Origin of the sequence: Mesorhizobium sp. WSM4904 (assembly GCF_029674545.1) — a bacterium.
In the GTDB taxonomy this organism is placed as follows: Bacteria; Pseudomonadota; Alphaproteobacteria; order Rhizobiales; family Rhizobiaceae; genus Mesorhizobium.
The window spans coordinates 1670463-1694731 of record NZ_CP121354.1 but is presented as its reverse complement, the minus strand read 5'-3'; the positions used below and the strand labels follow the sequence as shown (position 1 = coordinate 1694731).

General features: G+C 64.1%; 27 protein-coding genes. 6 read left to right on the top strand and 21 right to left on the bottom strand.

The window, feature by feature from the left end:
• The first annotated feature begins 217 nt into the window (after positions 1-217).
• Complete coding sequence (locus QAZ47_RS07965; RefSeq protein ID WP_278232864.1) at positions 218-676, top strand: hypothetical protein; 459 nt, start codon at positions 218-220, stop codon at positions 674-676.
• Positions 677-872: 196 nt separating this feature from the next.
• On the opposite strand, the gene ftsH is transcribed toward QAZ47_RS07965, so the two are convergent.
• The 10 genes from ftsH to ybgC form a co-directional block, all read right to left on the bottom strand.
• Complete coding sequence (gene ftsH / locus QAZ47_RS07960; protein WP_278206128.1) at positions 873-2807, bottom strand: ATP-dependent zinc metalloprotease FtsH; 1935 nt, start codon at positions 2805-2807, stop codon at positions 873-875.
• 105 nt (positions 2808-2912) lie between these two features.
• Entirely contained in the window at positions 2913-4292 is a 1380-nt protein-coding gene (gene tilS / locus QAZ47_RS07955) for a tRNA lysidine(34) synthetase TilS (RefSeq protein WP_278232863.1), read from the bottom strand.
• A gap of 52 nt (positions 4293-4344) precedes the next feature.
• Positions 4345-5475, bottom strand: a complete 1131-nt coding sequence (gene ybgF, locus QAZ47_RS07950) for a tol-pal system protein YbgF (RefSeq protein ID WP_278232862.1) — start codon at positions 5473-5475, stop codon at positions 4345-4347.
• A gap of 190 nt (positions 5476-5665) precedes the next feature.
• A complete protein-coding gene (gene pal / locus QAZ47_RS07945; protein ID WP_095804685.1) occupies positions 5666-6172 on the bottom strand; it encodes a peptidoglycan-associated lipoprotein Pal in 507 nt (168 codons plus the stop codon).
• A gap of 223 nt (positions 6173-6395) precedes the next feature.
• Positions 6396-6773, bottom strand: coding sequence for a four helix bundle protein (locus QAZ47_RS07940; RefSeq protein WP_278232861.1), 378 nt, complete (start codon positions 6771-6773; stop codon positions 6396-6398).
• 37 nt (positions 6774-6810) lie between these two features.
• Positions 6811-8091 carry a Tol-Pal system beta propeller repeat protein TolB gene (gene tolB / locus QAZ47_RS07935; protein ID WP_278076395.1) on the bottom strand — a complete coding sequence of 427 codons (1281 nt, stop codon included), beginning with the start codon at positions 8089-8091 and terminating at the stop codon, positions 6811-6813.
• A 78-nt stretch (positions 8092-8169) separates the two neighbouring features.
• Positions 8170-9324, bottom strand: a complete 1155-nt coding sequence (locus QAZ47_RS07930) for a cell envelope integrity protein TolA (protein WP_278206124.1) — start codon at positions 9322-9324, stop codon at positions 8170-8172.
• Between the two features lie 8 nt (positions 9325-9332).
• The gene (tolR, locus tag QAZ47_RS07925) at positions 9333-9794 is read right to left on the bottom strand and encodes a protein TolR (protein ID WP_278076234.1); all 462 of its coding nucleotides are present in this window, start codon (positions 9792-9794) and stop codon (positions 9333-9335) included.
• A 9-nt stretch (positions 9795-9803) separates the two neighbouring features.
• Positions 9804-10514 carry a protein TolQ gene (gene tolQ / locus QAZ47_RS07920; RefSeq protein WP_278076233.1) on the bottom strand — a complete coding sequence of 237 codons (711 nt, stop codon included), beginning with the start codon at positions 10512-10514 and terminating at the stop codon, positions 9804-9806.
• Positions 10515-10823: 309 nt separating this feature from the next.
• A complete protein-coding gene (gene ybgC, locus QAZ47_RS07915; protein WP_278232860.1) occupies positions 10824-11297 on the bottom strand; it encodes a tol-pal system-associated acyl-CoA thioesterase in 474 nt (157 codons plus the stop codon).
• Positions 11298-11396: 99 nt separating this feature from the next.
• Between ybgC and QAZ47_RS07910 the strand changes: the two genes are divergently transcribed.
• A complete protein-coding gene (locus QAZ47_RS07910) occupies positions 11397-12647 on the top strand; it encodes a cellulase family glycosylhydrolase (RefSeq protein WP_278232859.1) in 1251 nt (416 codons plus the stop codon).
• Between the two features lie 56 nt (positions 12648-12703).
• Here the strand turns inward: QAZ47_RS07910 and QAZ47_RS07905 are convergent, their stop codons facing one another.
• The 8 genes from QAZ47_RS07905 to QAZ47_RS07870 all read right to left on the bottom strand — a co-directional run bounded on the left by QAZ47_RS07905 (position 12704) and on the right by QAZ47_RS07870 (position 18056).
• Complete coding sequence (locus tag QAZ47_RS07905) at positions 12704-13606, bottom strand: metallophosphoesterase (protein WP_278232858.1); 903 nt, start codon at positions 13604-13606, stop codon at positions 12704-12706.
• A 129-nt stretch (positions 13607-13735) separates the two neighbouring features.
• Entirely contained in the window at positions 13736-14773 is a 1038-nt protein-coding gene (gene ruvB, locus QAZ47_RS07900; protein WP_278232857.1) for a Holliday junction branch migration DNA helicase RuvB, read from the bottom strand.
• 43 nt (positions 14774-14816) lie between these two features.
• Positions 14817-15437: a Holliday junction branch migration protein RuvA gene (ruvA, locus tag QAZ47_RS07895; RefSeq protein WP_278232856.1), complete on the bottom strand. Its 621-nt coding sequence runs from the start codon at positions 15435-15437 to the stop codon at positions 14817-14819.
• 10 nt (positions 15438-15447) lie between these two features.
• On the bottom strand, positions 15448-15867 hold the full coding sequence (locus QAZ47_RS07890; RefSeq protein ID WP_278232855.1) for a type II toxin-antitoxin system VapC family toxin: 420 nt from the start codon (positions 15865-15867) through the stop codon (positions 15448-15450).
• Complete coding sequence (locus tag QAZ47_RS07885; RefSeq protein ID WP_278232854.1) at positions 15845-16114, bottom strand: AbrB/MazE/SpoVT family DNA-binding domain-containing protein; 270 nt, start codon at positions 16112-16114, stop codon at positions 15845-15847. Before QAZ47_RS07885 ends, QAZ47_RS07890 begins: the two co-directional genes overlap by 23 nt.
• Before the next feature lie 55 nt (positions 16115-16169).
• Positions 16170-16682, bottom strand: a complete 513-nt coding sequence (ruvC, locus tag QAZ47_RS07880; protein WP_278232853.1) for a crossover junction endodeoxyribonuclease RuvC — start codon at positions 16680-16682, stop codon at positions 16170-16172.
• 95 nt (positions 16683-16777) lie between these two features.
• Entirely contained in the window at positions 16778-17308 is a 531-nt protein-coding gene (locus QAZ47_RS07875; protein WP_278232852.1) for a DUF1465 family protein, read from the bottom strand.
• Positions 17309-17678: 370 nt separating this feature from the next.
• Positions 17679-18056, bottom strand: coding sequence for a hypothetical protein (locus QAZ47_RS07870; protein WP_278076222.1), 378 nt, complete (start codon positions 18054-18056; stop codon positions 17679-17681).
• Between the two features lie 249 nt (positions 18057-18305).
• On the opposite strand from QAZ47_RS07870, the gene QAZ47_RS07865 reads away from it, so the two are divergent.
• On the top strand, positions 18306-18857 hold the full coding sequence (locus QAZ47_RS07865; RefSeq protein ID WP_347567202.1) for a DUF2269 family protein: 552 nt from the start codon (positions 18306-18308) through the stop codon (positions 18855-18857).
• 41 nt (positions 18858-18898) lie between these two features.
• On the opposite strand, the gene QAZ47_RS07860 is transcribed toward QAZ47_RS07865, so the two are convergent.
• Positions 18899-19669: a sulfite exporter TauE/SafE family protein gene (locus QAZ47_RS07860; RefSeq protein WP_278232850.1), complete on the bottom strand. Its 771-nt coding sequence runs from the start codon at positions 19667-19669 to the stop codon at positions 18899-18901.
• A 189-nt stretch (positions 19670-19858) separates the two neighbouring features.
• Between QAZ47_RS07860 and QAZ47_RS07855 the strand changes: the two genes are divergently transcribed.
• On the top strand, positions 19859-20317 hold the full coding sequence (locus tag QAZ47_RS07855; RefSeq protein ID WP_278232849.1) for a GNAT family N-acetyltransferase: 459 nt from the start codon (positions 19859-19861) through the stop codon (positions 20315-20317).
• Positions 20318-20420: 103 nt separating this feature from the next.
• On the opposite strand, the gene QAZ47_RS07850 is transcribed toward QAZ47_RS07855, so the two are convergent.
• Both QAZ47_RS07850 and QAZ47_RS07845 read right to left on the bottom strand, forming a co-directional pair.
• The gene (locus QAZ47_RS07850; protein ID WP_278207795.1) at positions 20421-20948 is read right to left on the bottom strand and encodes a cytochrome c; all 528 of its coding nucleotides are present in this window, start codon (positions 20946-20948) and stop codon (positions 20421-20423) included.
• 91 nt (positions 20949-21039) lie between these two features.
• Entirely contained in the window at positions 21040-22092 is a 1053-nt protein-coding gene (locus QAZ47_RS07845) for a methyltransferase (protein ID WP_278232848.1), read from the bottom strand.
• Between the two features lie 294 nt (positions 22093-22386).
• Here QAZ47_RS07845 and QAZ47_RS07840 point away from each other — a divergent pair, with 294 nt between their 5' ends.
• Both QAZ47_RS07840 and QAZ47_RS07835 read left to right on the top strand, forming a co-directional pair.
• On the top strand, positions 22387-23034 hold the full coding sequence (locus QAZ47_RS07840) for a thiamine phosphate synthase (RefSeq protein ID WP_278232847.1): 648 nt from the start codon (positions 22387-22389) through the stop codon (positions 23032-23034).
• Position 23035: 1 nt separating this feature from the next.
• Complete coding sequence (locus QAZ47_RS07835; RefSeq protein WP_278232846.1) at positions 23036-24184, top strand: sel1 repeat family protein; 1149 nt, start codon at positions 23036-23038, stop codon at positions 24182-24184.
• Positions 24185-24269: the final 85 nt, after the last annotated feature.

The following is a 24269-nucleotide window of genomic DNA, read 5'->3' as shown; positions in this document are numbered from 1 at the left end:
GGCCCGCGCATCGCAAGATGCGCGGGCTTTTTGTTGGGCGCGAAGACGCCCGCGGCCCCGCTCGCATCTGCATATCGCAGGATTGTCGGCATCATCGATTCGCCCACACTGCCCACCGCCGCGCTTGTCCGTAGTTGGTAAAAATTCTGGTTGAACACATAGGGAACAAACAGTATACAAAAGGGCGTCGAACCTATTGTCAATCAGGAGGGTCTCAATGTTCAGTTTGAAATTGGCGGCGTTGGCTGTGACGGCACTGGTCGCTTGGAGCGCCTCACCTGCGAGCGCACTGACGATGAAGGAATGCGGCGAGACCTATCGGGCAGCCAAGGAAGGCGGCACTCTGAACGGCATGGACTGGGCCGCTTTCCGCAAGGAGAAATGCGCGACGTCCGCCGCGGAGAATGTCAGCGCGGATTCGGTCAAAACCGCGGAGCAGCAGAAAAAGGACACCAGCGCGGCGGTCGCCCCCACTGTAGCGCCAGCGGGCGTGACATTCCCGACCACCCTCGCCGCCGAGTTCAAGACGGAAACGCCCGCGAAGGCCCGGATGAAGACCTGCCTGCAGGGTTACCGCGACAACAAGGAGGCGGGTACGTTGAACGGCCTTCGCTGGATCCAGAAGGGCGGCGGCTACTACAGCCTGTGCAATGCGCGGCTGAAAGCTGAATCATAAAAATCGAATACGGCGGATAAAGCAGTTCACCGTTTTTCCCGCAGACGTTGAGCCATCATCCTCGGGGTGTCCGAGGATCCGCTGTCGGGCGATATCTGGGCGCCGGGACGAGGGAAGCCTTGCCTTGTCTCCAATTCCCAAACAAAAACGCCGCGAACCAAGCCGCGGCGTTTCTCGATCAGTCTTTCGCACCACCTCAGCTTGAGGGCTGCGGCTCCATGCCGCCTTCGGGCTCTGGGCCTTTCTTGCGGCGGCCGCCGGTGCCGGCCTTCGGCACGGCCGAGCCGCGGCTGGGCGGGGTGTCGTCGCCAAGGTCGCGGGCGGGCTTGTGGCCGGCGATCAGCTGCTTGATCTCGTCGCCGGTCAGCGTCTCGTATTCGAGCAGTCCTTCGGCGAGCGCGATCCAGTCCTTCTTCTTCTTGGTGAGCACGGTCTTGGCGGTGGAGTAGGCGTCGTCGATCAGCCGGCGCACCTCGGCGTCGATGATCTGCGCCGTCTCTTCCGAGATGTTCTGCTGGCGCGCCACCGAATGGCCGAGGAAGACCTCTTCCTGGTTGTCGCCATAGGCGACATGGCCGAGCTTGTCGGAGAAGCCCCAGCGCGTGACCATGGCGCGCGCCAGCTTGGTCGCCTGCTCGATGTCGGAAGAGGCACCGGAGGTAATGTTCTCCTTGCCGAACTTGAACTCCTCGGCGACGCGGCCGCCCATCATGATCGCCAGCCTGGAGATCATGTATTTGTAGCTCATCGAGTAGCGGTCGCCTTCCGGCAGCTGCATGACCATGCCCAGCGCGCGGCCGCGCGGGATGATGGTCGCCTTGTGCAGCGGATCGGCTGTCGGCACATTGAGCGCCAGGATGGCGTGGCCGGCCTCGTGATAGGCGGTCAGCTCCTTCTCGGCCTGTGTCATCGCCGACGAGCGGCGCTCGGCGCCCATCATGATCTTGTCCTTGGCGTCCTCGAACTCGGCCATGGTGACGAGCCGCTTGTTGCGGCGTGCCGCCATCAGCGCGGACTCGTTGACGAGGTTCATCAGGTCGGCGCCGGAGAAGCCCGGCGTGCCGCGCGCGATGACCTTGAGATCGACGTTGGGCGCCAGCGGAACATTGCGCACATGCACCTTGAGGATCTTCTCGCGGCCGACGATGTCGGGGTTCGGCACCACGACCTGGCGGTCGAAGCGGCCTGGCCTGAGCAACGCCGGGTCGAGCACGTCGGGCCGGTTGGTGGCGGCGATCAGGATGATGCTTTCGTTGGACTCGAAGCCGTCCATCTCGACCAGCAGCTGGTTCAGCGTCTGCTCGCGCTCGTCATTGCCGCCGCCGAGGCCGGCGCCGCGATGGCGGCCGACCGCGTCGATTTCGTCGATGAAGATGATGCAGGGCGCATTCTTCTTGGCCTGGTCGAACATGTCGCGCACACGGGATGCGCCGACGCCGACGAACATCTCGACGAAATCCGAGCCGGAGATGGTGAAGAACGGCACGTTGGCTTCGCCGGCGACCGAGCGGGCGAGCAGCGTCTTGCCGGTGCCGGGCGGGCCGACCAGCAGCACGCCGCGCGGGATCTTGCCGCCGAGCCGCTGGAACTTCTGCGGATCGCGCAGGAACTCGACGATCTCCTCGAGATCCTCCTTCGCCTCGTCGACGCCAGCGACGTCCTGGAAGGTGACGCGGCCATGCGCCTCGGTCAGAAGCTTCGCCTTCGACTTGCCGAAGCCCATCGCTCTTCCGGAGCCGGACTGCATCTGGCGCATGAAGAAAATCCACACGCCGAGGATCAGGATCATCGGCAGCCACGAGATCAGGTAGCCGAACAGCGAGTTGGAACCGTCGGTTTCAGGCCGCGCATTGATGGTGACGTTCTTGTCCTGCAGCCTCGAGACCAGCGACGGATCGCCGGGCGAGTAGGTCTGGAAGCCGTTGGCGTTGTCGGTGTAGTTGCCCGAGATGCGGGCGCCGGCGATGGTCACGCTCTTGACCCGGCCGGACGAGACATCCTGCAGGAACTGCGAATAGGCAATCTCGCTGGAGGCGCCGCGCGTCTGCGGCGTCTGGAAAAGATTGAACAGGGCGATGAGCAGGACCGCTATGATCGCCCAGAGCGCGAGATTGCGATAATTCGGATTCATCTATTGTCCTGTTGGCGTCCGCATGCGGACCCACGATGGTGAAGGAAGCTTGGGCCTAACATAGGGAGAGCGCCTCCCCTTGCCAAGCATAACAGCACGCCTCGGTTAAGCTTTCGCCCATGCTCCGTCGCGATCATGGCCGCGAAAAGGCAATGGCGGCAGCGGCGGCGCGCCGATGAGCTTGGCGACCGCCGCGGCGGGCTTGAGATCGAAGGACGGCAGGAAGCTGGCGAAAGGCGACACCATGGGGAGGATTGCCATCGGCGGCGGCGCGATACCGCCGCCAGCGGAATCAAAGCGTTCGCCGTCGCGCCAGAGCGCGGGTTCGGCGGCCAGCGCCCTGCGCAGCAGGCTTGCCGGAACGTCGCCTTCCGGGGCGGATCGTCTGGCAGCGACGGCCCCCACGGGCGCGATCACCAACCCGTCCGGTCTGTCGCTCAATGTGATCCTGCGCCGGCCGTCCCAGAGGATCTGGTCTTCCGCAGGAATGGTGGTGGGCAGATTGCGCGCCTCACGGTGAAGGAAAATGCCGGTCCGGCGCGTATCGACCACCGTCCGCGACAATGTGGCGCAAAGCATCCCGGACCGCAGACGCTCGAAAAGCGCCCGGCAGCGCGCCTCGTCGGCGAGGAACGAGACGCCGCCGACCGTGGCGAGCAGGATGCGCAGCGCATAACGGGCCGCTTCGCTGTCTTCGCCATCGGCGAAAGCGCGGTCGAGACGGATGAGCCCTGAAGCCGGCCTGCTGGCAAAGGTCCCGATCAGCACGGCCGCGCGGCGGCCGAGTTCCGCGCGTTCGGCGGCTGCCTGCCCGGCCTTTGCGATCGCCTGCGTAAAGCGCGCCTCGCCATCGCCGCCTGCAAGCGAGACGCGCATGCGCGGCCGCTCGAAACGCTGGTCGACATTGGTCGGATCCTCGGTCCAGCCGACGCCGCGACGCTTCAGCATCTCGCGCAATGCCGCGCGACGCGTGCCGAGCAGCGGGCGGGCGATCCATGTGCGCCAGCCGTAAAGCGTGGCGGGCGCCATGCCGGCGAGGCCGCGGTCGTCGTGCGTCCCTCGATCGCGAACTTGCCGCATCAGCACGGTCTCTGCCTGGTCGTCGGCGGTGTGGCCGGTTACCACCACGCGGATGCCTTCCGCTTGGGCCGCCTCCGCCAGCAGTCGGTAGCGCGCCTCGCGCGCGGCGGCGGGCAGGCCGGACGACGGCTTGCGGCCGGACCAGACGAGTGTGCGATGCGCGATCCCGTGCTCGGCGCAGAGCCGGGCCACGGCTTGCGCTTCCGCTGCCGAATTTGGTCTCAACGCATGATCGATCGTCACCGCCAGCAGCTTTGCCGCGGGCAGGGTTCGTTCGAGATGGTGCTTGAGAAGAAGGAGAAGGGCGGTCGAGTCGCTGCCGCCGGACACGGCTGCAACGGCGCCGTTGGAAAAGTCGAAGTCTGAGAAAAGGCGGTCCGAAAGGTCAGGCTCGATATCGAGCATCAGTGCATGTCGCCCAGAACCGGTCCCGAGTTTGGGACGTGCAGGAGAACTGCTAGCACGACGCCAATGCCTTCTCCTGCTTGATGCGCTCCTTGAGCGTGCCGGAAACATCCGGATAGCGTTTGCCGATCTCGTTGAAGGTGGCGCAGGCCACGTCGTTCTGCTTGAGGCCGACCAGCGACACGCCGAGCTTGAGCAGCATGTCGGGCGCCTTCTTGGCCTTCGGATACTCCTTGCTGGCGCCAAGGAAGACCTCCGCCGCGTCGCGGTATTTCTGCTGGCCAAGCAGGGATTCGCCCAGCCAGTAATGCGCATCCGCCGCCTTGGCATCCTTGGGGAAGCGGGAGATATGATCGCGGAAACCCTGCTCGGCGGTGGGATAGTCGCCCGACAGGATGAACTGATAGGAGTTGCGGTAGAGCTCGTCCGGATCGTTGGTCGAGGGCAGCGACGCCATCACCGTGCCGCCGGACTTGCCCTTGCCGCTCTTTGTGCCGGTTTCCGCGGAAGGCGCGTTTGCCGTGGCTGCCGGAGCCTGCGCGGGCGCGCCCGCCTGCGGGTCGGATTCGGCGTTGACGACATTGCCGTTCTTGTCGACCGTGATGGTGCCGAAGGTCTTCGGCGGCGCGCCGGTGATCACCTTGCCCGGGTCGCCGGTTTGCGACTCGACGATGACCTCGCCGACGCTCTTGCCGCTGCTGCCCTGCGCGCTCGTATCGGCCGGAGCTTGCGTCGCCGGGGCTTCGGCGACGCCGCTGTCGCCGGTACCGGCGTCGCCCATATTCGTGTTGCCGTTGCCGGTGTTGCCGTCCTGGGGTGCGGCCTCGGATTTCTTCTGGCCGGTTGGCTTCGCGCCTTGAGAGCCGCCTTCGAGCTGCTGGAAGCGGAACTCGTTGTCTTCCTGCTGCTTGCGCATCTGCTCCTGCATTTGCAGGATCTGGAAATTGAGCTCCTCGATCTTACCGTTCATCTGACGCAGCTGATCTTCCAGGCCGGTCATGCCGGCGCCGTCCTGCTGCGCCATCTGTGCTTGCTCGGGCTTTTTCTTGTCGCCGAAGATGCCGAGTGTCGGCAGGTGAAAGGTGAACCCGCTGTCGGAGGATTGCGCCGGGGCGGCGACGCCTGGAATGCTTGATACAAGCAGCAGCGCAAGCGTGCCGCTCAGGACCGTTCTGAAATGCATTATGTCTCTCGCCGTGAAATCTGTTGGCCTGATGCGCCTTTCCAAATCGGGATGGGAGGAAGCGCCCTCGCGCTCATAGCAGGACGCGAGACTTCGGCCAAATTTTGTTTCAGGCTGTCGCATATGAAAAAGGCGGCGCTGAGGCCGCCTTTCGTTCCGCGATGTTGTATTTTTGCCGCCCGACTGAGCCTCAGGAACCGGCGCCGGAGAGCGTGGTAACGGCGCGGCGATTCTGCGACCAGCAGGAGATATCGTCGCAGACGGCGACCGGGCGTTCCTTGCCGTAGGAGATCGTCTTCAGGCGGTTGGCCGCAACGCCCTTGGAGACCAGGAAGTCGCGGGTCGCGGCGGCGCGGCGGGCGCCCAGCGCCAGATTGTATTCGCGCGTGCCGCGCTCGTCGGCATGGCCTTCGATGACGATGGCATACTGCCTGTACTGATTGAGCCACTGCGCCTGGCGCGACAGCGTCGTCTGCGCGTCGGCACGGATCGATGAGGAGTCGGTGTCGAAGAAGATGCGGTCGCCGATATTGACGGTGAAGTCCTGCGCGGAGCCTGGCGTAGCGGCGCCGGCGCCGTTCAGGCCGAGATCGGCCGCGCTGTTCGGGGTCTTCTTCGAGGCGCAACCGGTGATGGCGAGAGCCGCCACCAACGCGATCATAGCCGGATTTCTGGTAAGTGCTGCGATACGGCCCATGCCGCCCTCTCCTTAGCATTCAAGTGATTTCGTTGATCACCCAGTAACCACGTTTGGGTTAACCGGCATTCAAGAAACACGGTTAATATTTGGTTTCGGCCGCCGTCCTCGGCCGTTTTTTGGCGGCGCCACGATGCGCGCGCACCGTAGGCGGAAATTTGGCCAAAACATGAAAAAACGGGGAATTGAGGAACTGAAGAACTGAGGAACTGACGAAAAGAAATTAGGTCAGCTTCTCTCTGAGGTTCACAAGCATCCCGTGCACCTTGGCGTAGGATTGCCGCCACGAGTCGAGCTGGACCTGCGTGATGTATTGAAGGTCGAACGCGTATGATATCCACGTCTCCACTTCGCTGCACGATCCAATCGCCATCGAAACAAAGCGAGCAAATTCAGCCTTGGAGTGACTCTGCTTGGCAAATCCCTCAGCTAGATTCGCGCAGATCGCTTTGCTCGACCGACGCAATTGATCGGCTAGCGCGTACTGTTCGATTTTCGGAAACGCAAGCGTCGCTCTATGCACTTCAAGAGAAACGGCGTAGGCGCGCTTGTAGACCTCTAGGTCCCTCGCGCGCTCGATGTAACGCTCCAGCTTCTCCATTTCCCCAGTTCTTCAGTTCCTCAATTCCTCAGTTCCCCTACTCCAGCAGCGGCGACCACGCCGGATCCGAGGCGAAGTTCGACGTCGGGATCTGCTGTTCGTTGCGGCCGGTGAGATCGACCGTGACCAGCTTCGGCCCGCCGGCCGAGTCACGGAAGAACATCAGCACGCGGCCGTTCGGCGCCCAGGTCGGCCCTTCCTGCTGGAAGCCGGAGGAAAGGATGCGCTCACCCGAACCGTCGGTCTTCATGACTCCGATCTGGAACTCGCCGCCGCTCTGCTTGGTGAAAGCGATGAGATCGCCGCGCGGCGACCATACCGGCGTGGAATAGACGCCGTCGCCGAACGAGATGCGGTGCGGGTTGGAGCCGTCCGCGCCCATGACGTAGATCTGCGACCGGCCGCTGCCGCCGCCACGGTCGGAGGTGAAGACGATCTGCGAGCCGTCCGGCGAATAGGACGGCGAGGTGTCGATGGCGACCGAATTGGTGAGCCGCGTCGTCGTGCGGCTTCTCAGATCCATGGCGAAGATGTTGGAGTTGCCGTCGTCGCGCAGCAGGCTCATGATCACCTTCTGGCCGTCCGGCGAGAAGCGCGGCGCGAACGTCATGCCGGGGAAGTTGCCGACCAGCTCGCGCTGCCCGGTCTCGATCTGCAGCAGATAGACCTTCGGCTGCCCGCTCTCATAGGACATGTAGGTGATTTCCTGCCGATTCGGCGAGAAGCGCGGCGTCAGCACGATGGAGCGGCCGTCCGACAGGTAGCGCACGTTGGCGCCGTCCTGGTCCATGATGGCGAGACGCTTCTTGCGCGCGTTCTTGGCGCCGGATTCGTCGACGAAGACGACGCGCGTGTCGAAATAGCCCTTTTCGCCGGTCAACCGCTCATAGATTGCGTCGGCGATGATATGGGCGACCCGCCTAGTGTTGGCGTCATTGGCGAAGAACTGTTCCCCGGCCATCTGCTGGCCGGCAAAAGTGTCCCAAAGCCGGTATTGGGCACGGATGCGGCCGTCAGCCTCCTTGCCGACGCTGCCGGTGACCAGCGCCTGCGCATTGATCACCTTCCAGTCGTCGAAGCGCGGCGTGGCGTCCGGGCCAGAGATCTTCTCGATGAAGGCGCTCTTGTCGATCGGCGCGAACAGGCCGGAGCGCTTCAGGTCGGCGGTGACGATTTCCGTGATCTGGGCTCCCAGCGCATCGTTGGACTGGAAATCCGTGATGGCGATCGGCAGCGGCTCGACATTGCCCTTGTTGACGTTGAGCTCGACGAGGGCCCAGGCCGGCAAGGTGGCGGCGGCCGTCATGCCCAGCGCCATGGCTGCAATCGTCAGGAGCGGCTTGAGGAAAGATCTCATGTCTTCTCGCTTCTCTTCTTGATGGTTCGGACGCAAGGCCTAGAGGCCGAGCATCTCCCGTGGATCGAACGTGACCCGGATGTCGTTCCAGATGTCCTGCTTGCCGGCGGGAACCTGCAGGCCGGCCACGTCGCATTTTTGAACCGCGCGAACGGCGCTTTCGTCGAACTGCCGGTTGCCGCTCGACTTTTCGACCGATGGCCGGCCGTCGAGCTTGCCGTTGGTGTCGAGATTGAACCGGACCACGACGACGAAGTTCTCCGAACCTTCCAATCCGACAGGCAATGTCCAGCAGCCGCCGAGCTGAGATTCCAAGGCCCCCTGCTCCGACTTGGAGAGCTTCTGCCCTTGGTCCTTTTCGCCGCCGAGCGATGACTGCTGTGTCGAGCGCTTGGCGCCGCCGCCGGACGGCTTCTGCTTGTCGAGCAGCGCGGAAATCTCGTCGGCGTTGAATTGCTTCTCATCCGACTTCGGTTTGGAGGAGGCCTCCTTGACCGGCTTTTCCGCGTCCTTGCGCTCCGGCGCCTTGGCGCTCTCGGCGGGAGCGGGCTGCGGCTTCGGCCGCGCCTCGGGCGCCGGGGCGGAATCCGGAAGCTTGGCCTCCTCGGTCGGCTGTTCCTTGGCGATCGCCTCGGCGACGGCGTCGGGCTTCACCTCTTCCTTCTGGATGGCGGCGGTCGTGTCCTTCGGCGGCGAAGGCGTGGGTTCCTTGGCCGGTGCCGGCTTGGGATCCGTCTGCTTGACCGGCTCGGGCTTGACCTCTTCCTTCGGCGCGGGCGTCGGCGCCACTTCGGTCGCCGGCACCGGCTTCGGCTTCTCCTGCGGCTTGGGCACGTCCTCGGCGGCCGGCTTCTCAGTCGGCGTCGGCGCCGGCGGCGGTGCGGACGTCTTCTCGACCGGCTTCGGCTTGGCCTCGTCCGTCACCGGTTTCTCGGTGTCGACGGTGTTTTCGCCGACCTTCTGGGCATCGGGGACGATGTCGGGGCGCTTGGTCGGCAGCGGCGCCGGCTTCTCATGCATGACCGCTTTCTTGTCGCCCTGCAGCGTCTGCGCGACAGCTTCCATCGGCACGATGTCGACCGCTACCGACTCCACGTCGGCGGCCGGCATGGCGGGCGGCGAGGACAGCGTGAACAGCCCGAAGGCCAGCGCCACGGCATGCAAGATGACCGATGTGGTGAGGCCGGTCCTCATCTTCGTGTCTATTGGTCCTGTTCCTGCAGCGAAACCAGGCCGATGTTCTTGTAGCCGGCCGCCGAAATGCGGGCCATGACCTTCATTGCGGTGCCGTAGTCCGTCGACTTGTCGCCGCGGATGAAGATGCGCTCGTCGTAGCCGGTCTTCGAGATCGCCTGCAGCTTCGCCACCAGTTCCTCGATCGGGATCTCGGTTTCCTGCAGGTAGATCTGGCCGGTCGCGTTGATCGACACGGTGATCGGCTGCGTGTCGACATTCAGCGCCTTTGCCTGCGTGTCGGGCAGGTCGATCGGAACGCCGACGGTCAACAGCGGCGCCGCGACCATGAAGATGATCAAAAGCACCAGCATCACGTCGACCATCGGCGTGACGTTGATTTCCGACATCAGGCCATGATGGCGTCCGCGCCGCCTGTGGCCGCGTCCGCCTCGCCCTATGCCACCTGCGCTAGCAGTAGACATCCCCATGATCGTTCCTCAGGCCTTCTGCGCGACTTTTTCATCGATTTGGCGCGAGAGTATGGCGGAGAACTCGTCCGAGAACCCTTCCATGCGCACCGCCAGCTTGTTCGCATCCGATGACAGCTTGTTGTAGGCGATGACGGCGGGAATGGCTGCGAGCAGGCCAATGGCCGTCGCCAGCAGCGCCTCGGCGATACCGGGCGCCACGACCGACAGGCTGGTGTTCTTCGAAGCTGCGATCGCCTGGAACGAGGTCATGATGCCGATGACGGTGCCGAACAGGCCGATGAAGGGCGCAGCAGAGCCCGTCGTGGCGAGGAAGCCGAGCCGGCCCTCCAGCCTTTCCATTTCGCGGGTCAGCGCCAGGTCCATCGCCTTGTCGATGCGGGTCTGCAGCGCCAGCGGCGATTTCGCGCCCTTCTCGAAGCTCTTCTTCCATTCGCGCATGGCGGCGACGAAGATCGCGCCCATGCCGGTAGTCTTGCGATCGGCGAGCGTGCGATAGAGCTCTTCGAGCGACTGTCCCGACCAGAACACCTGTTCGAAGCGGTTGAGCGCCAGCCGCATGCGGCTGTAGGCGACGAGCTTGTCGATGATGATTGCCCAGGTCCAGATCGAGGCGCAGAGCAAGCCGATCATGACCAACTTGACCACCCAACTGGCCTGCATGAACAGGGCCCATATCGACAAATGCGCGCCCGGGTCGGCGAGTGCGATGTTTTCCATGGCTACGTCCTTAAGAATTTTCCGGGCATCGCTGGCGGCTGGCCCATGGGCATCCCTTTGGTCCGATCGCGCGAAGCTTGAAGCTTGCGGGACAAGCCCCGAATGCACCGTTTCGCGGCCTTTTCAGGGCAAATATTGGTGAAAGGAAGGCGCACGAATTGCGCCAAACTTCACCAATTCCTTCATGAACCGTTATGGTTAAGGATGGGTTAGGATATGAAGCGCGGCGCATTGCCGCGCCTGACCGGCCGGCGCCATGCCTGGACGCGGCTGGCTAAGCCCCAAGGCGAAGCCGGCGCGGAGGCGAGGTCAATCGCTCGCCTTCGGCATGAAGGCGGCGATCCATTCCTTCGGAAATCTGCGCGGTCGGCCGTTCTCGCCGATGATCGCCGCTTCGATCTTCGCCTCGACCAGCACCTCGCCGCCGCGCTTCAGTTGCTGCGCCATGAAGATGCGGGCTCCGGAAACGTCCTCGGTGCGCGTATCGATGGTGAGGATGTCGTCCATGCGGGCCGGCGAGCGGAAGTCGATCTCCATGCGCCGCACCACCCAGACGATGCGTTCGCCATGCTTGCCATCCAAAAGCTCGGTGTGATGGACGCCGGCAAGCCTGAGATAATCCGAACGGCCCCGTTCGAGGAACTCGAGGTAGCGCGCATGATAGACGACGCCGGAGAAGTCGGTGTCGGCATAGTAGACCCGGGCCATCAGGCGATGGCCGGACTCCGTCAGCGCCCCTGAAAGGCCGGCGCTGAGCGCCGCCGATTCACCATGATCGTCCATCGCGCTTTCCTTTTCAGGCCCGAACGGGCACCTGTTCGTTCGCGCGCCCATCCCAGACTGATTGGCGGCTCAGGGCGGCGCGCATGGCGCGGGAACCGGATGGCACTGTTGGGCGCGATGATCAAGACCTTGATGGCGGTCCTGCTGGCGCTTGTCACCTTGGCGATGCCCGCCGAGGCGGCGACGTTTTCCATGAAGCGCGGCCTCAACCTCGACCAGTGGACGACCTGGACCGGCGAGGAGAAATGGAACGACCCGAGCGCCATCCTGCCCTATCCGGAATGGCGCAAGTTCCTGAAAGCGGATGACCTCAAGGCGCTGAAGGATGCCGGTTTCGATTTCCTGCGCATGCCGGTCGACCCCTCGCCCTTCCTGTCCGACGAGACGCTTTCGCTGCGCGACGACCTCTATGCCAGCGTGCTGGATTCGGCGCGCATGATCAACCGCGCCGGGCTGAAAGTGATCGTCGACCTGCATCTCATCCCGGCCGGCGGCAACCGCAAGATCGGCATGAGCGAGGTGATGGACGATCCCGCGACCTTCGACGCCTATGTCGAGGTCGTGCGCAAGATGGCGCATACGCTATCGGGAGAAGACCCAAGTCAGCTTGCCTTCGAACCGATGAACGAGCCGATCGTCGATTGCGACGATAACGGCACCAATCTGTGGCCGGACCGCCAGAAGAAATTGTTCGCGGCCGCGCGCTCTTCCGCCACCAGGCTGACGCTCATCCTCACCGGCGGCTGCTACTCGAACGCGGCTTCGCTGGCGAAGATCGATCCGAAGGCGATTCCCGACGACAACATCATCTGGGCGTTCCATTCCTACGACCCGTTTCTTTTGACGCATCAAGGCGCGACCTGGGCCGGCGACTTCATCCGTTATGTCACCGGCCTGCCCTATCCGATGACCGCGGTGCCGCGCGCCCGGCTCGACGTGGCGCTGGAGACGATCCGCGACAGGATCAAAGCCGAGGCGCCATGGACGCGCCGCAGCGGCATGCTTGCCTATCTCGACGAGCAGGTCGCCAGCATGGACACACCCGACAAGCTCATCGGCGTGATGGACGCGCCCTTCAAGATCGTCGAGGACTGGGCGAAAGCCAACGGCGTCAAGCCGCAAGACATCACGCTCGGCGAGTTCGGCATGATCCGCCGGGAGTACGGCAACGCCTATGTGATGCCCGCCGAATATCGCGCCGCCTATGTCAGGGACATGATCGCGCGCGCCGAGGCGCATGGCTTTTCCTGGTCGGTATGGGGCTATGGCGGCGCCTTCGGCATCGTCGACGCCTTCGACGGCGACAAGGCCGAGCCCAACGTGATGGACGCGATCAGGTCGCTTCGCTGAGCAATTCCAGGAAAAATGCGCGGCGGTTTTCCGCCCGGAATTGCGAAAACCTGGCACTAACCCAAATCGATCTGCAGGATCTCCGGCCGCACGCCGAAACGGACCGGCATGATGCTGAAGCCGAGCCCGCCCGACACGATTAGGTTGCGATCGTTTTCCACGACATGGCCGTAGGCGAAGCGGTTGCCATAGGCGGAGGGCACGACCGGCGAATAGCCGAACAGCCGCACCTGCCCGCCATGGGTGTGGCCCGACAGCGTCAGCGAAACCCGCCACGGCACCTTGGTGAAAATGTCGGGTTCGTGCGCAAGCAGTATGATCGGCTCGCTGTTTCCCACCTTGGCCAAGGTGCCATCGAGATCGTCGAAGCCTTGGAAGCTGTGGCGGGCCTTGGCCTTGTTCGGCAGCAGCGCAAGCTGATCGGCGAGCCCCGCGATCCAAAAGCCCTGCCCGTCTTTCTCCAGCCGCACGACATCGTTCTCCAGCACGGGAATGCCGACATGTTCGAGCGCCTGGCGCGACTGCGTTGGACCGGCCTCCGCGCGTTGCGCCCGGACATCCGTCCACCAGTCATGATTGCCGAGGATTGAGAACACGCCGAGTGGCGCCTCGAGCCCGGACAGAGCCTCGGCCCATTCCGCAACTCGAACCCACCCCGTCACCAGGCGGGTTCCGGCCGTATAGTCGCCAAGCAGAACGATGAGATCGGGCTGCAGCGCATTGGCCTCCGCCGCGAGCGCGGCGATCCGCTCCGGCGTCATCCAGGGTCGGCAGGCGTGGATGTCGGCCAACGCCACGACGCGAAGCTTGAGCCCCGCCGGCCAGTGCGGCGGTGTCAGGGCGTAGCGTTTCACATGCGTAAGCAGCATCGGCTCGATGCCGACCGCATAGGCGCTGAGCGACACCATCGACACGAACGAGCCGCCGACAAGCCGCAGGAAGCCACGTCTGGTGATCATCGATTGGCGGTGCCCGTTCCGTTGAACCGGAGTGGCGTTAGAGCCGGCGATTGCGCCTTCAGCTTGGCCGAGGCGAGCAGTTTTCGCGCAGACAAGTCCCTTCGGGCGTCGCGGCCGGACAAAATTCCGTTACTCTTCCTGGAACAGGCTGATCTGCTGCTGCGCGAGGTCCCTGGGTGCTTCGAGGCCGAGATGCCGCCAGGCATTGGCGGTCAGCACGCGGCCGCGCGGCGTTCGCTGGATGAAGCCCTGCTGGATGAGATAGGGCTCGATGATGTCCTCGATGGCGTCGCGCGGCTCGGAGAGCCCGGCGGCGATCGTCTCGATGCCGACCGGCCCGCCGCCGAAGTTGCGGGCGATCATCGAAAGATACCGGCGATCGAGCGCGTCGAGCCCGAGCCCGTCGACCTCGAGCCTGGTCAGCGCCTCGTCGGCGATGCGTTTGTCGACATGGCCGTTTCCGGCGACGGAGGCGAAATCGCGCACCCGGCGCAGGAGCCGTCCGGCAATGCGCGGCGTGCCGCGGGCGCGGCGCGCGATCTCCAGCGCGCCATCGTCGCCGAGCGGCATCGAGAGGATCCGGGCACCGCGGCGCACGATCTGCTCGAGTTCCTCGACCGTGTAGAAATTGAGCCTGACCGGGATGCCGAAACGATCGCGCAGCGGGTTGGTCAAAAGGCCGAGCCGGGTCGTCGCGGCGACCAGCGTGAAGCGGGCGAGGTCGATCTTGACCGAGCGCGCGGCAGGCCCTTCGCCGATGATCAGGTCGAGCTGGAAATCCTCCATCGCCGGATAGAGGATTTCCTCCACCGCCGGGTTGAGCCGATGGATCTCGTCGATGAAGAGCACGTCGCGCTCCTCGAGATTGGTGAGCAGCGCCGCGAGATCCCCGGCCTTGGCGATGACCGGACCCGAGGTCGAGCGGAAATTGACGCCGAGCTCGCGCGCCATGATCTGCGCCAGCGTCGTCTTGCCGAGCCCCGGTGGGCCAACGAACAGCACATGGTCGAGCGCCTCGCCCCGGCTCTTGGCGGCATCGACGAAGACTTTGAGATTGGCGCGCACCGCCGCCTGGCCGACGAATTCGTCGAGCGACTGCGGCCGCAGGGTCTGGTCGGCATCCTCGCCGCGCTTGTCCGGGGCAATGAGGCGGGGCGAAAGGTTCATGCCGCCTTCCTTGCATATGGCCGCTGGCGGAACAAGCGCTCCCTCACCGCGCCAGTTCCTTCAATCCGAAGCGGATCAGCTTCGAGGCGTCCGCCCCCTCGCCGGCCGACTTCAGCGCCGCGGCCACGGCATTGGCAGCGATGTCGCGCGAATAGCCGAGATTGACCAGCGCCGAGACCGCATCGGTGATTGGCGCTGCCGCGACGCCCTCGCCAAGCTCCTGCTTGAGAGCGATCGTGCCGTTGGCGGAGCCGGCATAGGCCGGCGCCTTGTTCTTCAGCTCAGTCACGATGCGCTCGGCGACCTTCTTGCCGACGCCCGGCGCGCGCGAGACCATGGCGATGTCGCGCAGCGCGATCGCGTTGGCGAGGTCGGCCGGCGCCAGCGTCGACAGCACCGCCAGCGCCACCTTGGCGCCGACGCCCTGCACATTGTTCATCAGCAGGCGGAACCATTCGCGCTCCAGCGCGGTCTGGAAGCCGTAGAGCCGGATCATATCCTCGCGCACATAGGTCTCGATGAACAGCGCCACCGCCTCGCCGGGCGACGGTAGCGATGCCAGCGTGCGCGCCGAGCAATGGGCGACATAGCCGACGCCATGAACGTCGACGAGGCAGGAGTCCTCGTCGATCTCATCCAGCGTGCCTTTCAGCTTGCCGATCATGTCCTGGCTTTCATGGATGCGTTTCCGGAGAGATGATTTCGAGGTCAGGAAAATAGCTGCGGTAACGAGCGGGGGCGCGTGTCAAAAGACGGTGCCCGGCAACAGCCGCATGAGCGCCAATGAAAAAGTCGGGCAGCGTCCTTTCCCGAACACCGTCTGCGCGGCGGTAACGGAAATGCGCGACACCGGCCGCAAAAGCCGCTTCCCACGATACAGGCTCGCGGTCGATCTCAAGCATGTCGGTCGCTCTTTTTAGCTGCGCCTCCGTCGTGATCAGCGGGGCAAGCTCGGACCAGACGATCGTGTTGACCACCAACGCTCCCTCGCGCCGACAGGAGGCGATGGCCTTGGCCGACCATTCCGTCGAGGGTCCGCCTGGCCCCCAGACATCGATCAGCACATTGGTGTCAACCAACGTCGAGATTTTCACGCGGACCCCTCAACCATTCCATATATTCGTCGGTCGTCATACCGCCCAGATCCAGGGTCCCTTCCATTCTATCGAGAACCTCCCTGAATTTGCGGGAGGCTTCCTCCTCGGACAGGTTTTCATTGACGGCGACGAGTCGGGCCCCGTCGTCCGTGGCGACGAATTCCACTTCGGAGCCAGGGCCAATACCCAGGTGATCCCTGATCTGCTTCGGAATTGTGACTTGTCCCTTGGTGGTCACACGCATGGTAATACCTCTTAGGTATTACTTACTACGCTGACGAGAACAAGTCAAGAACACCCTATCCAGCGAGAGCCGCCATCCTATAGGCGGCGCTCTGGCGGTGGTGAGCATGGCAGATGGCTATGGCCAGCGCGTCGGCTGCGTCGTCGGTTTCGAAGACGGCCTTCGGCATCAGCACCTTGACCATCATGTGGATCTGCTTCTTTTCGCCGTGGCCGACGCCGATCACCGCCTTCTTCACCGCATTAGGGGCATATTCGGCGACCACCAGCCCGGCGCGCGCCGGCACCAGCATGGCGATGCCGCGCGCCTGGCCGAGCTTCAGCGTCGCCGTCGCATCCTTGTTGACGAAGGTCTGCTCGACCGCGGCCTCGTGCGGCATGGCCTGATGCAGCACCTCGGCCAGCCCGTCATGCAACTGGCAGAGCCTTGTCGCGAGCGGCGCCTTGTCGTCGGAGCGCACGGTGCCGGATGCGACGAAGCGCAAGCAATTGCCGAGGCTTTCGACGATGCCCCAGCCGGTGCGCCTCAGTCCCGGATCGATGCCGATGATGCGAATCGCTTCCCCCATGCGCCAAGTCTAACCTCGGCGTAGGGCGATGCCAGCGAATTGTGAACAAACCAGAAACGATCGTGCCAAGCGCTCGTCGGCGCGGAACTGCCTTGTCAGCCGCGGGCGAAGGCCGTGTTGAGCAGACTGATCTGATCGGAGACGGGGTTGGCGCGGCGGCCCGCGGCCGGCGTGTCGTTCATGGCGCCGCCATAGATCTCCTCGTCCATGCGCTTTACCAGCGCCTGCAGACGAAGCGACCGGCTTACCAGGTCCAAGAATTCCTTGGGCAGCTCGTTCCAGCCCAGCGCCTCGTCATGCGCCGAAGCGGTGTCGAGCCGCACCTTGGATTTCTCCGAGGCGACCTGGTCGCGGGTCATCTCGCCCGAATTCGCCGCTCGCTGCAGAAGCAGCCAGGATGCGACCTGCATCAGCCTTGTGGTGAGACGCATCGATTCGGCCGCATAGAGCGTTGCCGCCGTGCGCGACAGCTTCTTGGCTTCGAGCCTGCCCTTGCCGTCGAGATATTCGGCCGCCTGTTCGACCAGGCCCATGCCCTCCTGGTAAAGCGGCTTGAAGGATTGGGAGAAAACCCGGCGTTCCGCGAGCTTTACGGTTTTCGCGCTGCCCTTCGAAGGCTCGGTCATCGATACGCCCCTGCACTGCCGCAAGCCGATTCGGCATCCTTGCCGATACGTCCTGCACCCTTAAACGACTGAGGCTTGAAAATGCGCTTCGATGTCCGTGAAGGCAAGCGCATGTTTAACAAACGGTTAACGCCGGACCGCGCCCCGCCGGCCACCGGCGGACAAAAAAAGAGCCGCGGATAAGGCGGCTCTCAGGAGTTTAACAGGGAGGCGTCAAACAAAGTGGCTCCAACCACTCGGTAAGAATCCAGAAAAACTGGATGGTCTCAGTAAACGCCTGTAAAGCTTAATGAAGCCTTAACGCCGGACGGATTTTTTGACCGAACGGACGCTCCTGTGCCGGAACGGGACGCCCCGGGGACCAGGCCCCTCAGCTTCTCCAGATCGCGGGCAACGCGATGAAGGCGAACAGCAGCATGCCGGCGTAGAACGCGAGCGAGGATATGCCGAGCAGCGGTTCGATCGCCGGATTGCCGGCAAGCAGGGTGTAAAGGCCGACGAGCAGGCCGATGCCGCTGATCGCGGTCAGCCAGAAATGGATCGCCGCGAGCCTCTTATGCGCGACGGCCGGAAACAGGTGGTAGAAGAACGCGAACACTGCCGACATCAGCCAGCCGGCCACCATCGTGTGAGCATGGGTCGGCATCTGGCCATGGTCCTGGCTGATCGCCATGTGGATGCCAAGCGCCATTCCGCAAAGCGAATAGATGATGGCGAGCGTAAAGAAGTTTCGGGCTACCCCTTGCATTGATCCTCTCCAATGGCTGTTGCGGTGCTGAACCGGATCGATCGTCAGCCGATTCCGCGCCGGTCTCGGCGTCGATGCCCCAGCGATGTTTCCGGATGATGTCGCGGCCGCTCCAAGTTCCGGATGAAACAGATGTCTGTCTTTCGCGACATCGTTCCGAAACACGCCCCGCGCAAAACCCGCGCTCCTCTCGACGGCCGCGCAAAACCGATGCCGTCGCAAATCAAGAAAGACATCCAGGAGCGCATCATGGACTGGTACTCGATCGTCAAATTCCTCCACGTCGTCTCGGCCATTTTGTGGGTCGGCGGCGGTTTCGTCCTGTTCCTGCTCGGCATGCTTGCCGAGCGCGCCGGCAACACCGAGGACAAGCTGCAGGCGATGCGGGCCAGCGGCGAGCTCGGCGGCCGCTTCTTCGCGCCGATGTCGATGCTCACCTTGATCTTCGGCCTCGTCATGTGCGGCTTCTGGGTCGGCTTTTCCGATCTGTGGATCATCATCGGCCTTGCCGGCTACGCCACGACCTTTTCGATCGGCATGCTGGTCTTCAAGCCGACCGGCGAGCGGATGGGCGCCATGGTCGCCAGGGAAGGCGTGACGCCGGCGGTTCTCGCCATCGGCCAGCGCATGATGAGCTGGGCGCGTTTCGACTATGCGGTGATGCTGGTGATCATCGCCGACATGGTGCTGAAGCCTACGCTCCACGACATCGGCATCCTCGCCGGCATGGCGGTGGTGGTAGCGGCCGGCGCGGCGCTCGCCCTTGGCGGCAGCCGCCAATTGGTACCGAGCGCCGCTTGAGACGGCTTTGGCGGAGCGGCTGATCAGCCGCCCCGTCCATCTCACATCAGGCCGGCGATACCGTCCCAGAGCAGCTTGACCGCCACCACGGCCACCGTCGCATAGGTGAACGGATAAAACACCTCGGGGCGCATGCGGCGCACCAGCCAGGCACCGGCGACCGTCGAGAGCGGCGCCAGCGGCATCAGCACAAAAGAGGCGATGAGGTTGGTGCTGTCGAACTGGCCGAGCGCGAAATAAGGGATGAGCTTCAGCGCGTTGGTGGCGGCGAAGAAGATCGCCGCCGTCCCCGACAACACCTTCGGATCGAGCCGAATCGGCAGCGCATAGACCTGGAAGGGCGGACCGCCGACATGAGCGACGAAGCTGGTGAAGCCGGCGACGGTGCCCCAGAAGGCCGCGGCGATCCGGTTCGGCTCGGCCGCGTGACCGGCGCCGTGGCGGAACTGCAGATAGAGCCAGCGCAGGACGAAGATCAGCGCGACAGCGCCGACGATCAGCCGCACCATCTCCTCGGTGACCAGGGCCGCCGTCAGCCAGCCGACGCCGATGCCGATGACGGCGCCCGGCATCATGTCGACCAGCATCTTGCGGTCGTAGACGCCCCACCATGTCCATACCGAGACGGCGTCCATCAGGCAAAGGATCGGCAATAGGATGGCCGCGGCCTGCACCGGCGGCATGGTCAACGCCATCAAAGGCACGCCGACGAAACCCACGGCGCCGCCGAAGCCGCCCTTCGACAGGCCGACGAGGATGACTGCCGGAATGGCGGCGGCATAGAACCAGGGATCGCTGAGCAGGCCTGACATGGGATGACCGGAGACGAGGGCGGCTGGAAGATGGCGGGAGACCGCAATAGACCACAATGCGGGAGATCGCGATAGCCGATGCGCCCCGCGGCAGCCGATCGGCGCGATCAACTGTCCGTAACCAGTCCTTCCGGTTTGCGGGAAGCTCGAGCCATGCATAAGGTCGCCGGCCCAGCACGAGGTTTGACGATGAACGAAGTCCAGATCCGCCGCGCGCAGCAAGCCGATCTCCCGGCGATCGTCGCCTTGCTTGCCGATGACATGCTTGGCCGCGCCCGCGAGGACACCGGCATGCCCTTGGCGCAAGCCTATCTGGACGCCTTCGCGGCGGTCGACAGCGACCCGAACCAGCTGCTCGCGGTGATGACGGACGGCGCCGATGTCGTCGGCACGCTGCAGATCAGCTTTCTCGCCGGGTTGTCGTCGCAGGGCGCCTGGCGCGGCCAGATCGAGGCGGTGCGCGTCTCGGCGAACCGACGCGGCGAAAGGCTCGGGCAGCGCCTGCTGGAATGGGCGATCGAGAAATGCCGCGAACGCGGCTGCAGGGTCGTCCAGCTGACGACCAACAAGAGCCGGCTCGACGCCCATCGCTTCTACGAGCGGCTCGGCTTCAAGGCGAGCCACATCGGCTACAAGCTGGATCTTTGACGCACCACAGGCGATGCCGACCTCTCATCGCCGGGCCTGAACCAGCAGGAACATCTGCCGTTTCAGCTCCTATGCACCAAATTTCGGTCTGATATGACCGGATCTACTTCGGCACCCCAGCAGCGGTCTCACCTGGCGGCATGATCCGCAACATGAAACTCGACACTTTTTCCCCGGGCGCGAACGGGCCAGGCACCTTATTTTTGACCGGCTTCAAGCTCTGAAGGAATGCTCTGATCGCCATGGCATCATTTTCCGTCAAATGCGCAAAAGCATGCCAAGGCATGATCGGCGCCAGTCTGCGGCCGTCCGGGCGTACTCCGGTTTGAAGTGCGGCGACGATCTCCTCCGCCTTCCAGCTGCCGATGCCGGTTTCCTCATCGGGCGTGATGTTGGGGCCGACAAAGACCCCGAGACCAGGAATCTCAAAGCCCACATCCGAGCCGCCGAGAAAGCGCGACATGTCGGGCTTTCCAAGGAAGTACCCGGGCGTATGACAATCGTTACACCCGCTCATTGTGACGAGATACTTGCCGCGCTCGACCTGTGCATCGTCGGCCACGGCCGTGAGCGGTGACAGGTCGGCTGCCAGCGCGGTCAAGAATGCAAGACGAATTGACACTCGAAACATCACATCCTCCATGTCTCTCGTCGGTTTGTCCGACCTCGCACATCGTCCAAGTGTTACATTTGAGCTGCAGGGCGCCTGTCAAATTTGCACCTTACGGCTTGCGGCCGATCACGGCGCCGTTCGCGGCGGGCGCGTCGAACCAGACCGTCTCGATGTTCCGGAATCCGGCTTCCTCGAGCCACGCCGAATATTCCGCCGGCGTGTAGTTTCGCCCTTCCGTCTCGATCAGCATGTTGAGGCTCATGAGCGCGGCCGGAGCCGGCCCGGTCTTTTCGTCATTGACGAGAAGCTCGCTGATGACGACTGCGCCGCCGCTCGGCAAAGCCTCGAAGGATCGGCGCAGCAAGGCGCGGTTCTTCGCCTCGTCCCAATCGTGCAGGATCATCGACAGGAGATGCACGTCGTGATCCTTCGGAAGCTGCTCGAAGAAGCTGCCGCCTACGGTCTCGATGCGGTCGGGCAAGCCGGCCTCGGCGATCTTTCCCGCCGCGATTGCGGCCACATGCGGCAAGTCGAACACGGTTGCGCGCAGCGCCTGGTACTGTTTGCAAAGCTCGATGTCATACGCGCCCGATCCTCCGCCAATGTCCAGGAGGCGGCGAAAATGACCGAGATCCACGGCCTCGCCGAGCTTGCGCGCGGTCATCGTGGAAAGCGAATGCATCGCCTCCCAGAAGGTCGCCAGCATCGTCGGATCCTCGCCCTCGAAAGCCGAAGATTGCACTGCCGGGTCCCACGTGGTTGGTCGGTTCGTGCGCAGCGCTTCGGCAAGTTTGCCCCAGCCCTCGTAGAGCCGCTTGTCGGCCATCTGCACGAAGCCGCCGAAGTAATACGGCTTCCCGCGCACGAGATAGGCTTCGCTCAAGGGCGTATTGCGATAACGGCCGTCCGTTTTCTCCAGAAGCCCGAGTGCAGCGCAGCCGGTCAACAGCATCTCGGCCGGGCGTGGGTTGAGACCGAGCGCTTCCGCCAGTCCGGAGACCGTGATGCCGGCGCCGCCCGCAAGGCGGCTGAAAAGGTCCAACTCGTGCGCGGCGGCCAGAGTCTTGAAGGCCCAAAAGCCGGTCGAAAGCGCCATCAGCGGGACAGCGGAAGGAAGCTCCGTCGCGATCGCTTCGCGCTTTTCACGGATTGTCGTTTCCATGATCATCTCCTGCAAATTGGTTCGATGACACGCACATCGTCGAAGAGCGTCGTTGCAGGGTGATTTCGCGACCGAGAAATTCGGTTACATCTGAAACAGTGGGTGTCCTGCCTGCAGTGGGCCGAGATCGTCGGCAGCCCGTCCACCGGTCCCGAAAATTGGCGCGAGCCTTTGCCGCGTTGACGCATTTCGGCGGCTATCTTTGCGCGCCTCCTGTTCAAGCCTGGCGCTTTGTTCTATGCCGCAATGCAACCATCTTCGCCCGGCATAGGCGAAAACCGGGATCGAAGACCGATGAATGAAGCAACGCCGCCCAACCGCTGCCGTATCGTGCTGATCGCGCCGCCGCTCGCGACGGCCGAGCACGTCTGCGCGGCCTTCGACGGCGGCGATATCGCCTCGCTGATCCTGCCCGACAATGGCATGGACGATGCCACCTTCCAGGCCTTCGCCGAGAAGATCGTGCCGGTCGCGCAAGGTGCCGGCATCGCCGTCATCATCGCCGGCGACAGCCGCATCGCCGGCCGCGTTCACGCCGACGGCATCCATGTCGAGACAAACCGCCGGGAGCTCGCCGAGACGATCGAGCGGTTGGCGGACAAGATGATGGTCGGCGCCGGCGGCGCCAAGACCCGCGACGAGGCGCTGGAGCTCGGCGAGGAGCGGCCCGACTACATGTTCTTCGGCCGTTTCGGTTATGACAACAAGCCGGAGCCGCATCCGCGCAACCTCTCGCTCGGCGAATGGTGGGCGCAGATGATCCAGATCCCCTGCATCGTGATGGCGGGGTCCGAGCTCGCCTCGGTGGAAACGGTAGCGGCCACCGGGGCCGAGTTCGTGGCGCTCTCCAGCGCCGTCTTTGCCGATGGGCTCGATCCGCGCGCGGCGGTCGCCGCCGCCAACGCGCTGCTCGACGAAACCGCGCCGCGCTTCGCGGATTGACGTGCGCTGGTCCCGGCTTCCCTTCGCGGCTTTGGCTGCCGCGCTGACGGTCCAGGCGGCGGCAGGCGCCGAGACCGTGCCGGTGCCGCAGCCCAGACCGGACACGAGCACGCCGCAGACAAGCAAACCGGACACGGGCGCGCCGAATACAAGCGCTCCCAGTGCAGGTGCTCCCAATGCGGGCGCCCCTGACACAGGCGTGCCCGATACAAGCGCGCCGAATACGACCCATATTGGCAAGCCGATCGAAACGCCGCTGCCGCAGCCGGCGACGCTTCAACCGCCGTCGGCCGACAGCGTCAATCCCGATCGCTTCGGCGCCAAGCCGCCGGATGCCGCCTACGGCGCCTTCCAGCGCGGGCTCTACAAGACCGCGTACAACCTCGCCATGGTCCGGGCCAAGAACGGCGACCCCGCCGCCCAGACGCTGGTCGCCGAAATCCTGTCGCGCGGGCTGGGCGTGCCGCTCAACGACGCCGAAGCCGCGAAATGGTATGGGCTTGCCGCCGAGCAGGGCGTGCCGGAGGCACAGTTCCAATATGCGCTGATGCTTCTCGACGGCCGCTATGTGAAGAAGGACGTCAAGGAAGCCTATGCGCTGATGCAGGCCGCCGCCGAAGCAGGCAACCGCCTGGCGCAGTTCAACTTCGCGCAATTGCTCATCCAGCAGGATCCGGGCGATGCCGGCATCGCCAAGGCCGCCGTCTATTATGAGCGCGCCGCCAGCACCGGCCTTGCCGACGCCGAATATGCGATGGCGCAAATCTACGCCAACGGCGCCGGCGGCAAACCGCGCGACGACGCGAAGGCACGCATCCTTTTGGCTCGGGCCGCCCGGCAGAACTACGACACCGCGCAACTTGATCTCGCCGCCTGGATGATCCAGGGGCGCGGCGGCGAGCGCGACCTGAAGTCGGGCTTTGCCTGGATGAAGCGCGCGGCCGAGGGCGGCAACGTCGCAGCCCAGAACCGCCTCGCCAAGCTCTACATGGGCGGCATCGGTACCGACCCGGATCTGATCCTGGCCGGCGCCTGGTATATCGTCGCCCGCCGCGCCGGGCTGATCGACCCTGAGATGGACGATTTCCTGCAAGGCCTCGACGACGATCAGACCAAGCAGGCGCTGCAGAAGGCAAACCGGCTCCCCTGAGGCCTTCATCGCCGCAGCCGGCTCCGTGCCCCTGCTTTCCGCTCTCCCTTGCCTCTCCGGACGATTTGTGGTCTTGGAGGCGCCA